The 20,647-nt window shown below is 58.9% G+C and carries 21 protein-coding genes; 19 read left to right on the top strand and 2 right to left on the bottom strand.

Translation table 11 applies throughout. The features are described 5' to 3' along the window. Positions 1–301 precede the first annotated feature (301 nt). From DVS29_RS19465 to DVS29_RS19455, 3 genes are all read left to right on the top strand, one after another. Positions 302–1,324 (top strand): Ldh family oxidoreductase, encoded by a 1,023-nt coding sequence (locus tag DVS29_RS19465; RefSeq protein WP_118182119.1) that lies wholly within the window; start codon positions 302–304, stop codon positions 1,322–1,324. A 63-nt stretch (positions 1,325–1,387) separates the two neighbouring features. Then, the gene (locus DVS29_RS19460) at positions 1,388–1,603 is read left to right on the top strand and encodes a hypothetical protein (RefSeq protein ID WP_118182118.1); all 216 of its coding nucleotides are present in this window, start codon (positions 1,388–1,390) and stop codon (positions 1,601–1,603) included. A gap of 248 nt (positions 1,604–1,851) precedes the next feature. Next, positions 1,852–2,898, top strand: coding sequence for a proline racemase family protein (locus DVS29_RS19455; protein WP_240655688.1), 1,047 nt, complete (start codon positions 1,852–1,854; stop codon positions 2,896–2,898). Positions 2,899–2,915: 17 nt separating this feature from the next. Here DVS29_RS19455 and DVS29_RS19450 read toward each other — a convergent pair whose 3' ends face one another. Next, on the bottom strand, positions 2,916–3,983 hold the full coding sequence (locus DVS29_RS19450; protein ID WP_118182116.1) for a GlxA family transcriptional regulator: 1,068 nt from the start codon (positions 3,981–3,983) through the stop codon (positions 2,916–2,918). Positions 3,984–4,187: 204 nt separating this feature from the next. Here DVS29_RS19450 and DVS29_RS19445 point away from each other — a divergent pair, with 204 nt between their 5' ends. The 6 genes from DVS29_RS19445 to DVS29_RS19420 all read left to right on the top strand — a co-directional run bounded on the left by DVS29_RS19445 (position 4,188) and on the right by DVS29_RS19420 (position 10,706). Next, positions 4,188–5,309 carry an ABC transporter substrate-binding protein gene (locus DVS29_RS19445; RefSeq protein WP_240655687.1) on the top strand — a complete coding sequence of 374 codons (1,122 nt, stop codon included), beginning with the start codon at positions 4,188–4,190 and terminating at the stop codon, positions 5,307–5,309. A gap of 13 nt (positions 5,310–5,322) precedes the next feature. Next, positions 5,323–6,375, top strand: a complete 1,053-nt coding sequence (locus tag DVS29_RS19440; protein WP_118182115.1) for an ABC transporter ATP-binding protein — start codon at positions 5,323–5,325, stop codon at positions 6,373–6,375. 6 nt (positions 6,376–6,381) lie between these two features. Beyond that, the gene (locus DVS29_RS19435) at positions 6,382–7,218 is read left to right on the top strand and encodes an ABC transporter permease (RefSeq protein WP_118182114.1); all 837 of its coding nucleotides are present in this window, start codon (positions 6,382–6,384) and stop codon (positions 7,216–7,218) included. Beyond that, complete coding sequence (locus DVS29_RS19430) at positions 7,215–8,003, top strand: ABC transporter permease (protein WP_118182113.1); 789 nt, start codon at positions 7,215–7,217, stop codon at positions 8,001–8,003. The genes DVS29_RS19435 and DVS29_RS19430 overlap by 4 nt, the downstream gene beginning before the upstream one ends. Before the next feature lie 30 nt (positions 8,004–8,033). Then, complete coding sequence (locus DVS29_RS19425) at positions 8,034–9,047, top strand: proline racemase family protein (RefSeq protein ID WP_118182112.1); 1,014 nt, start codon at positions 8,034–8,036, stop codon at positions 9,045–9,047. 510 nt (positions 9,048–9,557) lie between these two features. Next, the gene (locus DVS29_RS19420) at positions 9,558–10,706 is read left to right on the top strand and encodes a branched-chain amino acid ABC transporter substrate-binding protein (RefSeq protein WP_118182111.1); all 1,149 of its coding nucleotides are present in this window, start codon (positions 9,558–9,560) and stop codon (positions 10,704–10,706) included. 183 nt (positions 10,707–10,889) lie between these two features. Here the strand turns inward: DVS29_RS19420 and DVS29_RS19415 are convergent, their stop codons facing one another. Further along, positions 10,890–11,621 carry a GntR family transcriptional regulator gene (locus DVS29_RS19415; protein WP_118182110.1) on the bottom strand — a complete coding sequence of 244 codons (732 nt, stop codon included), beginning with the start codon at positions 11,619–11,621 and terminating at the stop codon, positions 10,890–10,892. Positions 11,622–11,833: 212 nt separating this feature from the next. Between DVS29_RS19415 and DVS29_RS19410 the strand changes: the two genes are divergently transcribed. The 10 genes from DVS29_RS19410 to DVS29_RS19365 all read left to right on the top strand — a co-directional run bounded on the left by DVS29_RS19410 (position 11,834) and on the right by DVS29_RS19365 (position 20,235). Beyond that, positions 11,834–12,622: an aldolase gene (locus DVS29_RS19410; RefSeq protein ID WP_118182160.1), complete on the top strand. Its 789-nt coding sequence runs from the start codon at positions 11,834–11,836 to the stop codon at positions 12,620–12,622. 48 nt (positions 12,623–12,670) lie between these two features. Continuing rightward, entirely contained in the window at positions 12,671–13,558 is an 888-nt protein-coding gene (locus tag DVS29_RS19405; RefSeq protein WP_118182109.1) for a substrate-binding periplasmic protein, read from the top strand. Positions 13,559–13,576: 18 nt separating this feature from the next. Then, on the top strand, positions 13,577–14,251 hold the full coding sequence (locus DVS29_RS19400) for an amino acid ABC transporter permease (protein WP_118182108.1): 675 nt from the start codon (positions 13,577–13,579) through the stop codon (positions 14,249–14,251). Positions 14,252–14,286: 35 nt separating this feature from the next. Beyond that, the gene (locus DVS29_RS19395; RefSeq protein WP_118182159.1) at positions 14,287–15,072 is read left to right on the top strand and encodes an amino acid ABC transporter ATP-binding protein; all 786 of its coding nucleotides are present in this window, start codon (positions 14,287–14,289) and stop codon (positions 15,070–15,072) included. A gap of 116 nt (positions 15,073–15,188) precedes the next feature. After that, positions 15,189–16,058 carry a tyrosine-type recombinase/integrase gene (locus DVS29_RS19390; RefSeq protein WP_240655686.1) on the top strand — a complete coding sequence of 290 codons (870 nt, stop codon included), beginning with the start codon at positions 15,189–15,191 and terminating at the stop codon, positions 16,056–16,058. Positions 16,059–16,184: 126 nt separating this feature from the next. Beyond that, entirely contained in the window at positions 16,185–17,168 is a 984-nt protein-coding gene (locus DVS29_RS19385) for a S49 family peptidase (protein ID WP_118182106.1), read from the top strand. 283 nt (positions 17,169–17,451) lie between these two features. Continuing rightward, positions 17,452–18,654, top strand: a complete 1,203-nt coding sequence (locus DVS29_RS19380) for a hypothetical protein (RefSeq protein WP_118182105.1) — start codon at positions 17,452–17,454, stop codon at positions 18,652–18,654. 258 nt (positions 18,655–18,912) lie between these two features. Next, positions 18,913–19,365 (top strand): hypothetical protein, encoded by a 453-nt coding sequence (locus DVS29_RS19375; RefSeq protein ID WP_118182104.1) that lies wholly within the window; start codon positions 18,913–18,915, stop codon positions 19,363–19,365. After that, a complete protein-coding gene (locus DVS29_RS38345; protein WP_420816130.1) occupies positions 19,283–19,786 on the top strand; it encodes a helix-turn-helix domain-containing protein in 504 nt (167 codons plus the stop codon). The genes DVS29_RS19375 and DVS29_RS38345 overlap by 83 nt, the downstream gene beginning before the upstream one ends. Continuing rightward, positions 19,783–20,235, top strand: a complete 453-nt coding sequence (locus tag DVS29_RS19365; RefSeq protein ID WP_118182103.1) for a DUF6941 family protein — start codon at positions 19,783–19,785, stop codon at positions 20,233–20,235. Before DVS29_RS38345 ends, DVS29_RS19365 begins: the two co-directional genes overlap by 4 nt. Positions 20,236–20,647: the final 412 nt, after the last annotated feature.

Here is a 20,647-nt window from a genome sequence, read left to right as displayed (position 1 = left end):
AGATAAAGTAGATTGTATAAAAAAAAGAGTCAATGAAAATTGCCGCCGATCGTCGTTTACCCTGTTCTGTCCTGATGTAGGGCTTCCTGGGCGCAGATTCGGGGTGGTCCGACGCGGATTGGCAGGGAAGGAGATTGACTTGATATGGATATTGTATAAAATTATCTAGCCAAGTTCGAAGCCTGAACTGATCAATACGGCTGCCAACCGAGCTTCACGGCACAGTCAGGCTGGACCCGACTTCAACTCCTTCTGGCTGAAGGTCGTTCCCTCGCGCTCAATTCAATTTCGCTGCCAACCCATGACGACCTCATCTCCATTCGTGCTGCTTTCCCTCAATGAGGCTTACACGCTGTCGCGCGACATCCTGGCGCAACATGGGATGAATGATCGGCACGCCGACGCCGTGGCCAGATCGGTCGTAGCCGGTCAGCGCGACGAGTGCCATTCTCATGGCATGTACCGGCTACTTGTCTGCGTGAAAGGACTCAAGTCGGGCAGGGTGAGCGGCGATGCGGTTCCGGAGATCTTCGATGTGAGTCCCGCGATCACCCGCGTCGATGCACATGCCGGCTTTTCACAGGTGGCGTTCGAAGCTGCAAGTGGCCATCTCGTCCGAAAAGCGAAAGAAGTCGGAATCGCTGCGCTAGCAATCAACAACTGCTTCCATTTCTCTGCGCTTTGGCAGGAGGTAGAAGCGTTAGCCGAACAGGGGGTCGCGGCGATGGCGATGACGCCGAGCCACTCGTGTGTTGCGCCTGCTGGGGGCAAGAGGCCGCTTTTCGGTACCAACCCATTCGCATTCGGCTGGCCGCGACCGGGCGATTTTCCGTTTGTCTTCGATTTCGCGACCAGTATGGTGGCTCGTGGTGAGATCGAACTGGCCGCACGGAAGCAGGAGCAGATCCCCTTGGGGTGGGCGATCGACGACGAAGGGCAGCCGACCACGGATCCTGCCAACGGGCTAAGGGGAGCGATGCTCACATTTGGTTCATACAAGGGCTCTGCACTGTCGGCCATGATTGAGCTGCTCGCTGGCCCGTTGATCGGAGACCTGATGAGCTTCGAGTCCCTGGCATTGGACGATGGTGCGTCGATCACGCCGCACCACGGTGAACTGATCCTGGCCTTCAGTCCGGAACGGTTGGGCAGTGACAGAGGCGACGCGGGATCGAACTTCGAGCGCGCCGAGATGCTGTTCGATGCGATCGTCGATCAGGGCGCGCGGTTGCCTTCGCAGCGGCGCTTCGCTGCCCGTGCGCGAACGACCCGGGAGGGTGTAACGCTCGACCGGTCGCTCTACGACGACATCCTGGCGCTGTAGGCAGGATTCCTTCGTTCTCTTCCCTGAGCTCGACCGACCAGCGTTAAACGACTGGAGAAACATATGAAAATTGTTGGGATCGACGTCTATTCATATGTCGCCGGCTACGCCCGCGGTACCTGCATCGTTGGGAAGTCGGTGAACCGTTCAATCTCTGCCCAGATCGGCGGCGTGATCAACGAGCGATTTTCGATCGATGAAGCCGTTCACCTGGGCGCGCCGGAGTCCATGGCAGACGCTATCCGCCGACGACCTGAAGCATGCATCAACCAGTTTTAGCCGGTATCGGTCAATCTGAAGTTTGGCAAGCTTGGTGGGCTGACAAACGTCGTGAAAGTCTGCGATCTTCTTGAGGAGCTGAAACTGGCCGTGTCGATCGAAAACATGTGGGGGCGCCGCCTCGACGGTCGCGGTCAAGCCTGCGAGCGAGTGCCCGTTCGGTTGCCAGCATGACGTCGAGTTGCAACTGCCTTTCCGTTGATTGAAATCTGTCCTGTCTATGCGGGGTTGCCATGCAGTGGAAGAAAATGCTGACCGTCGTCGGATGTCATGCCGGAGGAGAGGTCGGGAATGTGGTGACGGGTGGTGTGTTCGACGTGCTGGGGGATTCGGTGCTCGAAAAAATGGTCCATATGGAGGAGCATCTGGATGATCTGCGCAAGCTGTGCATTTTCGAGCCGCGGGGCGCAGTTAATCAGAGCATTAACTTCATCGTTCCCAGCCGCGACGCACGGGCTCAGATGGGCTACATCATCGCGGAGTCGACCGAGTATCCCGTGATGTCAGGTTCGAACACGATCTGCGTAGCCACTGTGTTGCTCGAAACGGGGATCCTGCCGATGACCGAGCCCGTCACGGAATTGATGCTCGAGTCGCCGGCGGGCTTGATCAGTCTTCGTTGCCAATGTGCATCTGGCAAGGTGACGAGGGTTGAGTTCACCAACCAGCCGGCTTTCGCCAATCATCTCGACCGTCATATCGAAGTGCCGGGCATCGGTACGCTCAAGGTCGATGTAGGGTATGGCGGGATGACCTATGTGATCGTTGACGCCGCACCGCTCGGATTTTCGATCGCTGCGGATGAAGCCCGGGACCTCTGTGCGTTGGGTCAGACGATCAAGGCCGCTGCAGCGGAGCAGTTGCCTTCGCCGCACCCGCTCAACCCCTTGGTCAAGGGCATTACGCAAACGCTGTTTGCCGGGCCGTGTAGACGGGAAGGTAGTGTCGTCCGCTCGCGTAACACGGTGGTGATCTCGCCAGGGCGATGCGATCGCTCTCCGTGCGGCACCGGCACATCCGCACGGCTGGCTGTCATGCATGCCAAAGGGCAGATCTCGGTTGGCGACAGGTTCATGCACGAGTCGATCATCGGATCTGTTTTTGACGGTAGCATCGTGTCGACGACCGATCTTGCCGGCATACCGGCGGTGGTTCCGACCATTGCTGGTCAGGCATGGATTTCGTCGGTTTCACAATTGGGCGTCGATCCGACCGATCCGTTCCAGGTCGGGTTCACATTGCCCGATACCTGGCTCGAGCGTATCGACGATCAACTGATCAAATCGCGCCGCTGACCGGCGGTGTCGGCACACTACCGGACGGCGAGTTGACGCGACGTTCGTTTGTTGCTGACAGCAGCCGGTGTCGTCGAGGTCGAAGCAGAAAGGGGCGCCTTGGCAACGATGCCGACCTGCTTTCGGACATCGCTGGGTCGAAGCTGGAAGAGGAGCTTGAATTCGCGTGAAAAGTGCGCGGTGTCGGCGAATCCACAGTCGAATGCGACCTGGGTGACACTCGTCGTCCCATTCTCCAGCAACCATTTTCCGTACTCGAGACGCAGGCGGCGCTGGAATGCTGCCGGGGACGTTCTGAGTGACGTATGAAAGATGCGTTCGAGTTGCCGTGGGCTCACGCCCACGTAGCGCGCCGTCGCCTCGATCGAGGGTGGTGTGTCGAGACGTTGCTCCATGAAATGCGCAGCCGCATGAATGCGGGTATCGGAAATTCCATTTAGTGCAGCGCAGAAATGCGGCTGAGGCAGGCGCGCGGGCCGGATGTCCTGGAGAATCATGTGTCGCGCGGCCTGACGCGCCTTGTCGCGGCCACAGTGCCTGGCGATCAGATACAGCCCAAGATCGATGGCCGCCGTTGAACCGGCACAGGTCAGCAGGTCTCCTTCATCGAGGAACAGGTGATCCGTGGATGCCGAGATGGAGGGGAACGCCGCACGGAAAATGTCGAAGACGTTCCAGTTCACGCAGACCTTTCTGTGGCCCACCAAACCTGCACGCGCGATTGCGAACGTGCCCGTGCACACGCCAATCAACCTCACCTTCGCCGCTGCAGCCTGGCGGAGGTAGTCCGCCAGTAAGGGTGGCGATGCCGCTGACCTGAGATAGTCGTTGCCGCCGCATACCGCGATGTAGTCGAACTGGAGCGGATCGATCAACGCAGCGTTGGCAGTAATGACGGCGCCGCAGCTCGCCTGACGCGGTTCCCCGTCCGAGCTCATGATCGTCCACGAGGCATGGATCTGTCGGCTCCTGCCGCCATGGTCTGCTGCAAGTCGGAGTGCATCGATAAGACCCGCGAAACCTGCGAGCGTGAATTGGTCAAGCAGGACAAAGCCCAAGCGCAGTGCGGATGTTCGATTCGTCATGGCAATGGTATCGATGAGTGCAACAACGCTCGCCAGCGTACCGCGTTACGGACGCACTTCGTGGGACGCTTGCATGCCCCCGTAGCAATCATCCATGTGCAGTTGGGATACATTCTGCGCGAATCGTGCACGCTGATCCATCAATCAAATTAATTCTGGTCCACGTTCCATGGGCTGCCATTCCGGGTAAACGCGATGGCGGAAATGTTCAAGTTTCTGTCCGTCCACTTCTTGTTTCATAAATCGCTGCGGCAGCACTATGCGACTCAAAGACAGACACTGGAGAGCAAGATGAAATCGTTAAGGCGGATGCTGGTGGTAGGGGTGGTCTTCGCAGGTGCTTTTGCGGTGGACGCCTCGGCGGAGTCGGTCACCGTTGGCTGGTTCGGTGGAAACTGGGGCGACGCGTTCAATCAATGCGTGGCGCAACCGTTCACCAGGGCCACGGGTATCAACGTGATTCCTGAAATCGGCACCTCGACGGTCAATCTGTCAAAGCTCGAGCAGCAGCGCTCCGCGCCCGCTATTGACGCCGTGTGGATGGACAGTGGTGTAAGCGAACTTGCCACGGCGGCTGGCGTTATTGACTCGCTCAACCCAGCGGAGATTCCTAACCTGAGCAACGTCGTGCCGGAGGGCGTTTATCGGCATGACGGCACCGTGTTCGCGGTGAGCACCGGCTTCTACGCCGTCGGGATCGCATACAACACGAAGGAGTTGAAGGTCCCGCCGACGTCCTGGAACGACCTGTGGCGCGCCGATATGGCCAATGAGCTGACGTTTCCTTCGCCAGCGAATGCCTTGGGCGTACCGACAGTCTTCTTCCTGAACTCGATCAACAAGCCGCCTGCTGACATGGACGTTACCTTCGCGAAGCTCAAGAAGCTCAAGGTGTCGGCGTTCTATGACAGTTCAGGTGCCGCGGCGAACGCACTGCAGAGCGGAGATGTGGTGGCGGCGGTGTACAACAGTGCGCCGACCTGGGATCTGGCCGATCGCGGTTTGCCGCTAGCCTTTGTCGCACCCAAGGAAGGCGCGTGGGGTGGCGACGTGCGGCTGCATCTGGTCAAAGGGGCCCGCAACAAGGCTGCAGCGGAGAAATTCATCAATGCTGCGATTACGCCCGAGGCGTCGGCGTGTCTCGCGAAGAAGCTCTACCTTGGACCGTCGGTGAAGGGCGTGACGGTCAGCCCGGAGGTGGCGCGCAAACTGCCCTGGGGAGAAAACGGCTCCGTCAAGGATCTCAAGTTCCTCGACTGGTGGGAGATCAACAAGCAGCGCGCAGCGCTCGTGGACCGGTGGAACCGCGAAATCGCCAATAAATAACCGGCCTCGGAAAATGAACGACATTCTCCTTTCTGTAAAAAGCCTGAATAAGGCTTTCGGTCAGAGTAGAGCGCTTACGGACATCTCGGTCGACGTTCATTGCGGCGAGTTCGTCGCCATGCTTGGACCGAGTGGTTGCGGCAAGACCACGTTGCTCAGATGCATCGCGGGATTCGCGACACCGGACTCGGGGACGATTTCGATTCGGGGAGTCGACATTACCCGGTTCCCACCAAACCAGCGGCCGTTGAACACAGTGTTCCAGAACTACGCGCTGTTCCCCCACATGCACGTACTCGATAACGTCGCATATGGACCGCGCAGAGCGGGGGCGTCGAAAACAGAGGCGCGAGATCGTGCGCTTGAGGCCTTGGCGATGGTGGGATTGGCAGACCACCGGGAACGCTTTCCGTATCAGATGTCCGGCGGGCAGCAACAGCGCGTCGCGCTGGCGCGAGCGTTGGTCAATCGTCCGAAGCTTCTGTTACTCGACGAACCGCTGAGTGCACTCGATCTCAAGTTGCGTAAGCGCATGCAGATTGAACTCAAGCAGTTGCAGGCGAAACTCGGCATTGCGTTTGTGTTCGTCACGCACGATCAGGAGGAAGCGATGGCCATGGCGGACCGGATCATCGTCATGAACAACGGTCACATCGAACAGGTTGGCTCTGGCAGCGAAATTTACCGCAGGCCTCAGACGCGATTCGTTGCCGACTTCATCGGCGACGCCAACTTCCTGTCTTGCTCGCCCGTGGGCGATGAATGGATCCGCCCCTCCGTAGGTTCGAAAGACATCAGGTATTCAGTCAGACCAGGTGCAGCGCGATATACGGCTGTGCTACGCCCTGAACATGTCAGCCTGGTGACCGACGAGCAGCCTGGTTTCTCGATTGCATCTGGCGTCGTTGAGGATGTGGCCGATATCGGCATGCTCTCCATGGTGCGAGTGACCGTCGGGGAGCAGGTGATTACATGCCGGCGCATCAACGACGGTATCTGCCCAGCACGCGGCGATTCTGTCCGACTGGGGTTCCGGCTTGGCGACCTCCATGTGGTCGAGGAATAGGCCGACATGAAAAAGCCACTGTTACCCGCCGCTTTGCTGTTGGGACCGCCGTTAGTGTTCTTTGTAGCGTTCTTTCTCGCACCGATGCTGGTTGTCGCGCTATCGAGCATCAAGGGGGGCAACGATGGCGTGAGTCTCGCGAACTACGAGCGTATCTTGCTCGATCAGTATCACTGGCGCGTGCTGATCCTGACATTCAAGCTTGCCTTCCTGACGACAGTGCTGTGCACCTTGCTTGGCTATCCACTGGCCTACTACCTCGTGCGTACCGTCGACCGCCCGTTGTTCCGGCGCACTTTCGTTGTCCTGCTGATCCTCCCGCTGTTCACGAGCAACATTGTCCGATCGTTTGGCTGGATCGTGCTGCTCGGTCGAAAAGGTCTGATCAACGAAGTGCTTCTCACGACCGGCGTGATCGACGCGCCGATGCGGCTGCTCGGTACAGAAACCGGAATATTGATCGGACTCGCCTACATCCACCTGCCATTCATAGTCCTAACCGTTGGCAATGCAATCGGTAAGCTGGATGGAACGCTGGAGAACGCCGCGCGAGATCTGGGCGCTGGAAAGGCTGTTACGTTTTTCACCATCACGTTTCCGTTGTGCCTGCCTGGTCTGGTGGCCGGCGCGATCATGGTCTTCACCTTGTCCGTGAGTGCGTACGTCACGCCGGCGCTGCTCGGAGGCGGAAAAATCACGATGTTTTCCATGCTCATATTCCAGCAATACAGCTCGGTTTTCGACTTTCACTACGGTGGCGCGTTGAGCTGCACTTTGCTGGTATTGACCCTGTTCATGGTGGCGGTGGCGAATCTCGCAGGCGCGATCCGGAGGGCGGCATGACTGCTCGAGCCGCCCTTCGGACTCTGGCATGGCTGGTACTCGCGTACCTCGCGTTGCCTCTCGTGATTGTTGTCGGCGCATCCTTGACGAGCAGTGAGTTCCTGACGTTCCCCCCACACGGCCTGACGCTGCACTGGTACGTAGTCGCAATGCGCGACCCTAGCTACATGTCGGCCTTTGTTACATCGACGCTGCTCGCAGCGGCAGCGACGTTGATCGCGGTGTTCATGGCGGTGTCGGCGTCGCTGGCGCTTACCCGCTATGAAGTCCCCGGACGCGGTTTGATCGAGGCGGTTCTTATGTCGCCGCTTGTATTGCCCCACCTCGTGCTGGGCGCTGCGATTCTCCAGTACGGCAGTGCGATAGGCATGGTGCGTAGTTTCCCCGCCTTGCTGGTTGGCCACGTCGTGATCATTTTCCCCTTCGTGATGCGTTCGGTGCTGCCGCAGCTGATGGGTGGCCTGCGCTCACTGGAGGAGGCGTCACGGGACCTCGGCGCAGGTGCGGTGGCGACGTTTTTCCTGGTCACGCTGCCGCAGATTCGCGGTGGCGTCGTCAGTGGCGCGGTGCTGGCGTTCATCACGTCCTGGATCAATGTCGAGATGAGCATCTTCAATGCAACGCCCGAGTTGACCACGATACCCGTCAAGCTCTTCAACTACGTGCAATACACCATTGACCCGACCATCGCGGCGGTGTCGGCCCTGTCGATTCTGGGTGCAGGCTTGTGCATCGTCGCCCTTGATCTTCTCTTCGGTCTCGATGTTCTGCCGAAGTCCAACTAGCGAATTTTGATCGACAAAAGGAACCGTCTCATGCTCTTCCAAGACACCTTCGACGTTATCTACACGCATACGGAGGGTGAACCGCTCTGTATCATTCACAGTGGCATTCAATATCCCGCTGATTCGACCATTCTGGAAAAACGGCAGTTCATCGAAGCGAACTATGACTGGTTGCGCCTGGGACTAATGCGTGAGCCGCGAGGTCACAAGGACATGGTTGGGGTATTCGTCACGCCCCCATCGTCGCCTGAATTCGATGCAGGTCTGATCTACATCGATGCAACCCAGTACCAGTACATGTGCGGGCACGGAACCATCGCGATCGCCATGGCGATGGTGTCGCTTGGTATGGTGCCACGCAATAAAACCGGCAATACGATGATCCGTTTCGAAACCCTGGCGGGCCCGGTGACGGCCGAGGTGGGTTGCGATGGTGAAAAGGCAGTGTGGACCCGCTTCGAGAATGTGCCAGCCTATGTGGCGGCGACCAACGTTCCGATCGAATTGCCTGAGCTGGGCGCACTCCATGCGGACGTAATCTACGGCGGAAACTACTTTGCCGCCATCGACCTGCGGGGCACAACTCTCCGCATCGCTCCCGAGACCGGTAAGGCGCTTATCCACTACGGCATCCTTGCACGCGACCAGCTACGCGAGAAGCTGCGCATCCAGCATCCGTCGATGAGCCACGTCAACGATATGGGTTTCGTGACCTTCTATCATGAACCCACCTTGCCGGGCGCGCTCTACAAGAACGTGCATGTCTTCGGCGTCGGACAGCTCGATCGCTCGCCTGGCGGTACGGCCACGAGCGCAATGATGGCGCTATTGGAGTCGAAGGGGCAACTAGGCTTCCATCAGCCAATTCTGACTGAGGGTCTGTTGGGCAGTGGCACCTTCGAGGGGTGCCTGCTGGGGGAAACCACTTTGAATGGTATTCGCGCCGTGCGCCCGACCGTCAAGGGAACCGCCAGTATCCTGGGGACGGCGCGCTGGACTTTCGACCGCCGTGATGTCGTCGGAAAGGGTTTCATCGTCGCCTGATGGCTAGCCCGGGACATGGCGTCGAGCCGGTCCCCTGGCGTTCGACCGCTTTTTCCTCGCTAGTCAGATCGACAGGCGAGGGGCGGCCGATCCAGTGACAGGGCTTCTGAGCCCGGCGTGTCGGGCGCACCTTCGTCTACGCGTTCATTCCGTGTTCAGCGCTTGCCGATGCCCGGCAATTGCCATTTAGCCAGGCCCGGACCGGCGCCATTTCTCCTCCGGGGAAGCGCTATTATTTTTCGCGTTGACCATCGTCGGATAATGTATAAAATATTGAATAGACAGTGCTGGCCACGCGCCGTGACCGGTGATCTGCCGGGTATTGCCGACCAGCGGTCGTTAGGCGGTGCAGGTAGCCAGCGAGCGCGTAGCTGCGCCCATCCGGATGGCGGGGAAGTGGATTGGGCAAAGCAAGGTAGCGTTAGTACGCCCTGGATCAACATTCGATCCGACTACGCCGGAACTGACTCGGGGCGATGCAGTCCATTTTTTCGAAGGGAAGGAGACCGTATGGATGTGCGCACCACAACTATTGCCGCAACGTCGGCGCTGCTGGCTCTATTGCCTGGCGTATCCGCCAGTGCGGCAGACCTGCAAACAGTCAAGATTGGTCTGGGCGCTCCGCTAAGCGGGCCACAGGCGCGTTACGGTAAGGATTTCGAAACGGGCGCACAACTGGCCGTTGCCGAATTCAACGCGACCAGGCCGGAGATCGGAGGCAAAGCGGTAACGTTCGTTCTCGAGCCGCTCGACGATCAGGCAGATCCAAAAACCGGCGTGATCGTCGCACAGAAACTCGTCGACGACGGTGTGGAGGGGATGCTTGGCGACTTTAACTCCGGCGTAGCGATCCCTGCGTCCGCGATCTTCTCGCGCGCAGGCATTCCTCAGATTTCGACCGCCACGGCCCCTGCGTACACGCGCCAGGGTTTCAAAACGACGTTTCGGATCATGACGTCCGATGTGCAACTGGGTAGCGTGATGGGCAACTACGTGGTCCGCACGCTGCACGCCAAACGGATTGCGATCATTGATGATCGCACCGCTTACGGTGAAGGGCTTGCCGAGCAGTTCGAGTCGGCGGTAAAAGCAGCGGGCGGCAACCTGGTGGACCATGAGTTCACGTCGGATCAGGCTGTCGACTTCCGCTCCATCCTGACCAACCTCAAGGGGAAGCAACCCGACTTCATCTACTACGCCGGAACGGACGCGCAGTCTGCGCCTCTTGTGAAGCAGGCGCGAGCGTTGGGCATCCCGGCGCAGATCGCGTCCGGCGACATGTCGAAAACGGACGGCTTCATCAAGATCGCAGGGCCGTCGGCAAATGGCGTGATCGTGTCCGTGGGCGGTCTCCCGACGGAAAAGATGCCCGGCGGCGTGGCATTCGTGAAGAACTATAGAGCGAAATTCGGTAGCGACCCGGACACCATTGCACCGTTTTCCTATGATGCGGCCAAGGCGTTGATGACCGCGATGGTCAAGGCCAACTCTTCGGATCCTGCCACTTATCTGCCGGCCCTTCAACAGACAGACATGAAGGGTGTGACCAGCGACCATCTCGCGTTCGACAAGTATGGTGATCGCCGCGACGCATTCGTTACCGTTTATAAGTGCGAAAACGGGACGTGGACGCCCTTGACCGTGTTGGGTGAGAAATAAAGGGGATGCGAGCGTTTTGATTACCGCCCGTGTGCTCATTCCCGCTGCCTGCCCTGTTGCGCCATCGTCGACTTATCACCGCGACGGCGCAACACTTTCGATATCTGGCCGCTGACTGCCGTGCGGCAGCGCGAATATTGATCTAGCTTGCGCTCGTGCACCCTCATCCGACGCATTGCGCTGTCAAACCTTCTCCTTCGACTGAATTGCCGCACGCAGCTGTTCACGTCGTTCTTCTATGATCTTTTCGTAGTCGACATCACAGCTCTGGCTGTTGACGTGGTGCGCCCAGGTTTTATCGAGTTCGCGAAGATTGCCCTTCTCCAGCGCCGCGAGCAGCTCGTGATGCTCCTGAACGATCGTCGTCAGATTGGTCATCTGGGTGGTCAGGCCCAACGCAATGGTCAGCTGTCGGGCAATGCCCTCCCAGAGGTTGGACACGACGTCATTGCCACCAATCTCGGCAACTTCGCGGTGGAATGCCACGTCCGCCAGCGCGAGGCCGTAGTAGTCCTGCCGCAGGGCCATCAATTCAATCTCCTCCACCCGGCGACGCAGGCGATTCAACGTCGATGGGGCTTGATTCAGCTTTAACCCCACGACGCGCCTGACTGCGATCATTTCGAGCGCCAGCCGAGCCTCGAGAAGGTTGTGCACACGTTCCCGCGAGACGGGGACCAACCGGATGCCCTTGTTGGGCACGCTGCTGACAATCCCCTGGCTCTCAAGCATGCGAAGCGCTTCGCGCACCGGTACCCGACTTACGCCAAGCTTTTCCGCGATTTCGGTCTCGACGATGCGGTCGCCAGGAAGGATGAGCCCGCGGGACGCACCGCTCACGATTGCGTCGACAGCTGCGTCGACCATAGTTCGCGCGCGAACCGGTTCCCACGAAGGTATTGAGAAGTCGTTCATTGGTCACTCATCCTGGCTACGGTCCCCAGTGCAAATTGTCGGCGTTAACACCAGGGTACGCAATCGATACTTGTTGAATGTATTTTTACATGATTGTATACACGTATGCTGCGAACGAATGGGAGATAGCGGATTCCGTCTCGAGTCGCAGCGGTGTTTTGGCACTTTTAATGACGGAGAGGCGCCGCCGACCGTCGACTTTGGGAGCAGGGATGGCCTACGAACTTACTCTTCCGACGAACAACCGGAGACGCAGCGACGTCAACTTCGACAGCGAGGAAATCTGGCAGATGCGGGTTGACCTCGCTGCCGTGTTTCGCATGAGCGCGCACTACGGTTTCAACGAGGGTGTCGACAATCACTATTCGGCCCTGCTCCCAGGGCGCGATGATCTGTTTCTGATCAACCCATATGGCTACTCGTTCGCGGAATTGACGGCGTCGTCGTTGCTGGTGTGCGACTTTGAAGGCAACGTACTCAGTGGGCGTGGAAAGCCGGAAGCGAGTGCGTTCTGGATTCACGCACGGGTGCATAAACTGAGGCCCAACATCCGGGTTCTGCTTCATTCGCATATGCCGAACGCGACTGCATTGTGTGCGCTTGACCGTGATCCGTTCGACTGGTCCATTCAGTCGTCGCTGCGCTTTTATGGAATCCTTTCGGTTGATAAGGAGTACAACGGACTCGCGCTGGACGTCACTGAAGGTGACCGCATCGCTCGATCGCTCGGTGACGCGCGCGTGGTGTTCATGCGCAATCACGGTATCAGCATAGGCGCATTGACCATCGCGGAAGCATGGGACGATTTGTATTACGTCGAGCGTGCAGCGGAAGTGCAGGTCAAGGCATGGAGCACTGGCGCAAAGATGGCACCTGTATCACGTGAGATTGCCTCTGCGGTTGCCAAGGGTGAACGCGAATCTCACCCTGAAAGCGCACGTTTGCACCTCGAAAGCATCAAGCGGTTTTTGAATCACGCCGCTCCGGGATACGCATCCTGAACGTACTGTTCTCCTTACTGTTGTGTCAAATCAACCTGGAAAACTTCCATGAAACAACGATCAATTGGCGCCTGTATCTTCGCAGCTTTGCTTTCTTCGATTGCGCTCAACTCCGGCGTGGCTAGCGCTGCCGATAACGCGCCATACTACGAGTCGCAGCCCATGTTCGAAAGCTGTGGCGACCCGTCTTATGAGAACGCACGCAAGAATGGCGTTGTCCTCGGATTCTCTGAGCTGCCCCCGGAAAGTTGGCTCGATCAGCAGAAGAACGAGCCAGCTGGCATCGATTGGGAGATCCAGAAGGCAGCGCTCGCGTGGATGGGTGTGAAAGTAAAGAAGGTCGAGTGGATGCCTTGGGATAGCACGGTGCCGTCGCTGTTGTCGAAGCGCATCGACGTCATTGCGAGCGACATTCACCACACGCCCGAGCGCGACAAGGTGATCAGCTTCACGGGCCCGGCATTCTGGTATGGCCCGGCGATCCTCGTCAAAAAAGGATCGAATCTGAACATCAAAAGCTACGCCGATCTGAAGGGCAAGAAAGTTGGCGTGACGGCGGGCGAGGCCGGTGACTCCTACCTCAGGAGCATCGGCGTCGAAACCCAACCGTTCAAGGATCAACTTTCGAAAATCCAGAGCCTGTCGCAAGGTCGGATCGATGTGGCAATGAACGACGAATTGCTGTGGCTGAAATTCAAGCAGGAAAATCCCGGCACCAATCTGGAAGCGTTGCTCGGCGTGCCCACTCCGCGAGCCATGATCGATGGGGGAGGCTTCGGCAGCGCACGCTACGCGGTACGCAAGGAGGATTGTTCGCTGCGTGCAGCTTACACGCAGGCGTTGGCTGAAATGACTGCAAACGGCACCACATCTAACATTCTCCATTCCTTCGGACTGACGGACCGCAATCTTGTGGCCTTCACACTGCGCCCGTAAGGTATAAGGAGACAGGAAATGATGGATTTTCAGTTTCATGTAGCAGCGGACAATTTTGGGTTGCTTCTGCACGGTCTGTTGTTGACCGTTGAACTCACTATCATTGTCATGTCATTGAGCCTTGTATTCGGTCTCGTGGTTGCGTTGGCCGGCCGTGCGCGATTCATACCTCTTCGATGGATGGTGAAGGCATACATCGAGCTTATCCGCGGCACGCCGCTGCTCTTGCAACTGATCTACATCTACTTTGTGCTCCCGGAATTCGGCATCACGCTCAATTCCTTCGTGGCCGCGGTCATTGCCCTCACGCTCAACTACTCCGCGTTTATCTCGGAGGTCTACCGCGGTGCGATTCAGGCCGTAGCCCGTGGACAGTTTGATGCAGCGGCGGCGTTAGGCATGACCCCTGGCCTCGCAATGCGCCGGATCGTCGTACCACAGGCTGTTCGAATGGTCATTCCGTCTCTAGGGAACTACTTCATCTCGCTGTTCAAGGACACCGCGCTTTGCTCGGTCATCAGCATGCAGGAAATTTTGTTCAAGGCGCAAATGTCCGCTGCACAGAACTTTCAATACTTCACGCTGTACTCGATGGTCGCGCTGATGTACTTCGCAGTAAGCTTTCCCGCAGCGCGGCTCGTCGAACATGTCGATCGCGTTTCGCGCCGCGCATTCACCCGGAGGACCCACTGATGAGCGCGAAAACTGAAAACAACCTGTTCCGTCCCATGGTTGAGCTCATCGGACTGTGCAAGTCGTATGGCCCTCACGACGTATTGCGGGGTATCGACCTGACGGTGAAAAAGGGCGAAGTGGTATGCATCATTGGCCCGTCGGGCAGCGGAAAGTCAACCCTTCTACGATGCATCAATCACCTTGAGCGCCCGGAAAAAGGCACCGTACGGATCGACGGCGAGACGGTCTACCGAAGTGAGGTCAACGGAAAGCTGAAAGACCACAGCGAGAAGCAGATTGCCGCGGTTCGTGCGCACGTAGGCATGGTGTTCCAGCACTTCAATCTGTTTCGTCATCAGACCGTTATCCAGAATGTCATGGAAGCTCAGGTCCATGTGCTTGGACGTTCCAAGGCTGAAGCCCGGACAATTTCCGGGAAGATGCTCGCGACGGTCGGCATGTCGGAGAAAGCGGGCTTCTACCCGGCGGAGCTCTCAGGTGGGCAACAGCAGCGCGTCGCGATTGCGCGCGCACTGGCCATGGATCCGAAGGTCATGCTGTTCGACGAGGCGACCAGCGCACTCGACCCAGAATTGGTCGGTGAAGTTCTTCAGGTGATGCGCAAGCTCGCCGAGCAGGGCATGACGATGATTCTGGTCACGCATGAAATGCAGTTCGCCCGGCAGGTTGGCACCCATGTGGTGTTCGTGGATGGTGGCGTCATTGTCGAGCAGGGTCCGCCCGAAGAGCTCTTCGGGCGACCGAAGCGTGATCGAACGAAGGCCTTTTTGCAGAATATGCATCACGTAGCTCAGGCGCCCTCAGTCGAAGCAGCGTAGCTGGCAGGGCAGATCTGACCTGCGACAAACCGATGCCAGGGGGCGGCGTTCGTTATCTGACTCCAGTCGCTTCGACTTGATTCAATTGCGGCCGGGATGGCGTTACGCATCTTCCAATGCGACGCCAGACCCCGGCTGTTCCTTTCGTCGGCAAGAGCGCAAATTGCGCGATGCCTCGACGCCTGTACCTTTTCGAGCTCGCCGACGTGCATGTCGACGAGCTCACCACAGTGGCGATAGAAGAGGCGCGCAGCCGGTTTCTCGCCGACCATGCGCCGTCGAGTGCAAATCTGTGGCTCGAGATCGTGAAGCTTTTGATGTATTACGCCGTGCGACGCGGAATGATCACGGCAATTCCGTTTCGCGTGAGCAAGCTGAAGGTGCAGCGGCGCCCGCGAGCGCGTCTGTCTCCAAGCCTCGCACAAAAGTGGATCGCAACGATCGATGAGATCGATGGTCGCGGCTCCGTGAGTATCGCGGTGCGCATGATGCTCGGAATCGGTCTTCGGGAAGCCGAAACGCGTACCGCACGCTGGGAGTGGCTGGATCTGGATCGCGGAACCTATACGCCTGGCGTGACGAAGGGACGCGAGGCGGTTGCGCTGCCTGTCCCGCCGTGGCTACTCGACCATCTGCGGCCACTGCTGAAGACACAAGGTCTCGTCATCGCGCGACCCGATGGCCGGCTGTTGCCGGCACAGTTCACCGCTCGCGCGATCCGCCGCGCCAACGAACGGACGGGCACGCCGGGACTCACGCCGCACCGTCTCCGTGGCACCTACGCCACTGCACAGGCAGAGGCAGGCGTTCCGGTTCCAGAGATCAAGCGCGTCATGCGTCACAAACAGGACTCGACGACGCTCGGCTACATCGAAGCCGATCCGGCGTTCTCGGTCGCGGGTCAGCAAAAGATGGCTGAAACGGTTCGGCTTCGACACGCCGCATGGAGCACATCGCACACTGAATCGCAACCCGCGCGGTGGTGAAGGGAACCGGAAAGACGGCGAAGCACCGCCGTCAGATCCGCATGGGCATTAGAAACCGTGTTTTTCAAGAGAAAACAGTCATTCACCCGGCGCGGTGTCCGTGCCATCCAACGCAGCGAGGAAACCATGAACCATCTGATAGCCGAATTCATCAACACGCCGTGGGCGATCGAACCGCGTCGACTGTCCATCATGTCGGCTGTGCTCGCTCGCTGGGCGGCCGGTGGACATGCGGGAGATGACGTCATGGCTGCGGCGCACGCGGATCGCGCGGCAACTACCGCACGCCGCGGCGAAGCCTCGCGCGCAGGCGGCAATTCAATCGCAGTGCTTCCGCTGTACGGAACCATTGCGCAGCGCGCTTCGGCGGTGGATGACGCAAGCGGTACCGGTCTCATGAGTCTCGATCGCTTCACGCAGACGTTTCGGACGATGCTGGGCGATCCCGCTGTAGGCGGCATCCTGATCGACATCGATTCGCCGGGTGGATCCGTCTACGGCGTTCAGGAGCTCCACGCCGAAATCATGGCCGCGCGCGGCAAGAAACCGGTGTTTGCCGTGGCGAACTGCGTCGCGGCAAGCGCCGCTTACTGGCTCGGTACGGCAGCGAGCGAATTCTATGTAACACCGAGCGGCGAAGTCGGGTCGATCGGCGTGTTCAGCGCACACACCGATATGAGCGCTGCGCTCGCGAAGCAGGGCATCAATACGACGCTCGTATCCGCCGGCAAGTACAAGACCGAGGGCAATTCGTTCGAACCGCTCGGAAAGGATGCCCGCGCGGCACTGCAATCGCGTATCGATGGCTATTACGCATCGTTCACCCGCGATGTTGCCCGCGGTCGCGCCGTCGATGCCGCGAGCGTGCGCAATGGATTCGGACAAGGCCGGATGGTGACCGCTTCCGATGCTGCGCGCGCCGGCATGGTTGACGGCGTGGCGACTTTCGACGAGGCGCTGAGTCGGCTGCAGAAAACGGCGAGCAACGGCGGCCAGCGAACGGCACGAATGGGCGTGGCCGCTCCGTTGCGCAGCGGGAATACTGCCCTTTTGCGGCGCGAGTTGGAGCTTTTGGAGGCGTCAATCTGCACCAAGCTTGGCAAGTCATAGCGGGCTCGCCATGCGGTCGCCGGTCGCGCTCGCGTGCGGACCGCATGCACGGTCCCGGCGACGGCGCGGCGGCCTGTCTTTTGCGGTCTGGCGCGGCAATCCGGTAGGGGGAGGGCGGTCTCAATCCCTACGACGCACCGCCGCAAGACCGTGTTCGCACCACTTTTTTCGCTTCCGCAGTGGCAAATGGTTTTTAAAGTTAACAACCCGCATCAATTGGTAAGACAACAGAGGGTTAAATATCTGATTTTTAACAATCCTTCCGCAGTGTTTCGAGGCCAAAATGACACAGAAGAAGACGGCGGCGCAGATGCGGCTCAGTGGCGCCGACAGAAAGGATCCGAAGCGCTACGCGCAGCGCCTGCAGGAGGAAAGGCGCGCCGCGCTTGGCTTGCCGTCCGTCGCCCCAAAGACGGCGGCGGCCGTCACGCCGGCATCGAAGCGCGTCCAATCGAAACTGCGGTCCGAACGACAAAACCCGGCCACAAAGGTCGCGGCGGCGTCGAAATCCAGGCAGAAGATTGCCCGCGCGCTTGTCGGCGTCGGCGAGCCGCCGCCTGAGTTCGATGTCGCGCAGCGCGCGGCATGGCTTGAGATCGCGGCGGCAGCCCCGGTGCCACTTAGCGAAGCACACGCGCCTCTGCTCGGCCAGGCGGCCTGTCTGCAGGCGGAAATGATGGTTGCTGGTGCCGATTTTGGCGCAATCAGACATAGCACGTTGACGCAGATCTTGATCGATCTGACAGTTCGGCGCCTCGTTGCCCTGCCGGTCGAGCCAGAGACGGACGCCGGGCCGAAGCCGCTGATCGAACAATTCGGCGAATTCGCTCGCGCGATCGAGCGAGTTGAGCAAGTCGAGAGAGCCGCGGCGCCGCGCGCCGGCAATGGGCCGAAACGCCTTGCTGCCGAGATGCGGAGCTCCTTGGCATGGCTGAAAGAAGCTTGGGCGGCTTGGTCTGCGGAACAAGCGAGAAAGCTCTCGCGGTTACCGGCCCAGGAGTCAAAGGGCGCGGCGCGAAACCCGGCCACACCGATTTCCATGCCGCCGCTCGGCGAGCCGCCCGAGGAATTCTCCGACGAGCAGCGCGCCGCGTGGCAAAGGATCGTCGTCGCCTCGGCCGTCGAACTGACCAGCACCCATAGGCCGCTTATGCGCCAATGCAGCGTGCTATCCGCCGAATCGCTGTCGTCTGGCGCGGACTTCGCTGCCGGCAAGCATCAGTGCCTGCGGCGTCTCCTGCGTGATCTCACGCTCCCGCCCGGCCCGGAACCATCCGGAGCCGCGGAGGCCAGCGCTGCACCCGCGACCGTCGCTGCTGTACTGGACGTGCATTTTTCGGCTTTCGACCCGTTTGCCTGCTTCCGGGATCCACTCTTTTCCACTCGCGGCAATTACGGCAACAGCAAGGCGAGTCAGGTGAAATTCGCCGTGCTAGAGGCCCACAAGCATTGGCGTGGCGCATTTGGCGCGCAGTCGATGCCATGACACTCGCGAAGATCAGCGACCGCGAGGTTCTGCGCGTTCTGCTGGAGCACTGCCATCGGAAACGTCGGGGCAGATCGAGGCGCAACGACTTTAGTTGCGCTCAGCGCAAGTTTCGGAGGCAATATTCGCAGGTTGAAAGGGGCATAATCCGAAAACCGCTGCAGAGCGTGGCGCCCTTGGCCGCCGCGCCTTTCTGCAAGGCCGATTCAAGTTCAGGGTTGAACTGCCGACAACCAAACTTATATACTGCGTGATATAGTGCCGAACCTTTACCCGGGCGACTCGATTGAGGATGACCTGAACCGGATAGCTACTGTCAATGGACTGGTCGACGCCGATTTGCTGAGAGCGTTCATGGAACAGTTGGGTGGCTGCGAAGATGCGCTCTGGCAACTCGTAAAGCATAGGGCTGAACGCACCTATCCGGCGCCGACGTTCAACAGCAAGCTGATCGAGTGTCTGCTTGCAGACGGGTACAACATCGGTCGTATTCGTCCAATGCCTGCGTTGGCCAAGTATCGGATTCTGTACGCGTACGACAACGAGTATGACGACATCTATACGTTAGCGGTGGTCGAAAAGGTGCCTCATGACGAGAGTGAACCCGATTTAGCTAGGTATTACGACTATGAGCGAAATCATCCTATTAGTGTCAGAGCCGTCGGCGAGTACGACGCCATTGGAGTCCCGCGGGTATCCGCGACAAGGTGAGCCGCTGGCGATATCGGGCGGCGCAACGTGGCTTAGCGTCGCAACGCTTACTCCAGCGGTCAGACGTTCTCCCAGAACGGGCAAACTTCCTTATGGAGCCTCACTGGCGCAAGTTGAAGGTGCGGATCCGGCCATGCGAGACCGCATGCATGCAGCCCGACGCCGCCTCGCCCCCGAGCTTGGAAACGACGTGCGCAATTGCGTTGCGCGACTGCGCCTCGAACGAGGGTTGTCTCAACAGCGCCTAGCCGAACTGAGTGGGCTCACGCAGCCACATCTCGCAAAAATCGAGGGAGGCAAACTCTCGATTCAGTTCGCTACGGCAGTGCGGCTGGCGGAAGCATTGGAGGTGCCGCTGGATCTGCTAAAGCCGTTAGTCCAAGAGTTAGTCGCAGAACCACCGATCGCGGAATCAATATGACCAGGTATGCGCACACCCTGTTTTGCGATGACATTCGTATGGAAGTAGGAGGGAAGTCTTCCCTGATGGGGCTCTATCATGGGGAACTCCTTGTGCCACAGAACCCCACGGTGCTGCCAAAATTGTGCGTGGTCGTGACAGTAGTGACTGGCAGCGATAACCCCTTCAAAACTCTCAGTATGACGATCGCGTCCAAGGACCGACTCTTTGCTGAGCAAATAATGCCAGCTGATGCTGTCGAACAGATACAGAATCACCTTCGATCCTCCTCAGATCCCGAAGACCCGATAACGAGGATGGCGATCATTTTGCAAATGGCCATCAGTCCTTTTGTGGTGGACGAGGCTTTCACGTTAAAAGTTTTTGTGACTGCGGATGGCGAGAAATTGCCAGCGGGTCGCCTCCGGGTCAACTTCGCCGCGTCGGCGCAGCAGGAAGGTTCACGCTAAGGTCTGCAGAACATGATCCAGAAGACGATGTTGAATTTGGGGGTGACGGTCCCTCTAAACGCGGTGAAGGCTATCCTCAACTATACGGTCACAAACGGTACTGCTCCCGCAAAGCTGTATCGATTTGACGGCGATTCCAACCCTTTAATTCTGCGTGGGCCAAAAGGCACTTGCGAAGTTGACCTTCCAAAAGGGCGAATCCTGTATGTAGACGTAACCGACGGTGCATCGTGGCACGTTTCATGTTCGGGTTACGAATTTTAGCCGGCGCGCCGATAGCCGCTGCGCACTTAAGCGGCCTCGAATCCATTCGTTGTCGCGCTCCCGCTGCTCCGCCCCGCGTAGCTTTTCAATTCGGCGATGACATCGTACGTTGGCCGGCACATCGAACGCCAACCGCTTTGGCGACGGA

Origin of the sequence: Paraburkholderia phosphatilytica (assembly GCF_003443895.1) — a bacterium.
GTDB lineage: Bacteria > Pseudomonadota > Gammaproteobacteria > Burkholderiales > Burkholderiaceae > Paraburkholderia > Paraburkholderia phosphatilytica.
Note: the sequence above shows the minus strand (reverse complement) of the source record. Positions and strands in the feature narration are given on the sequence as shown.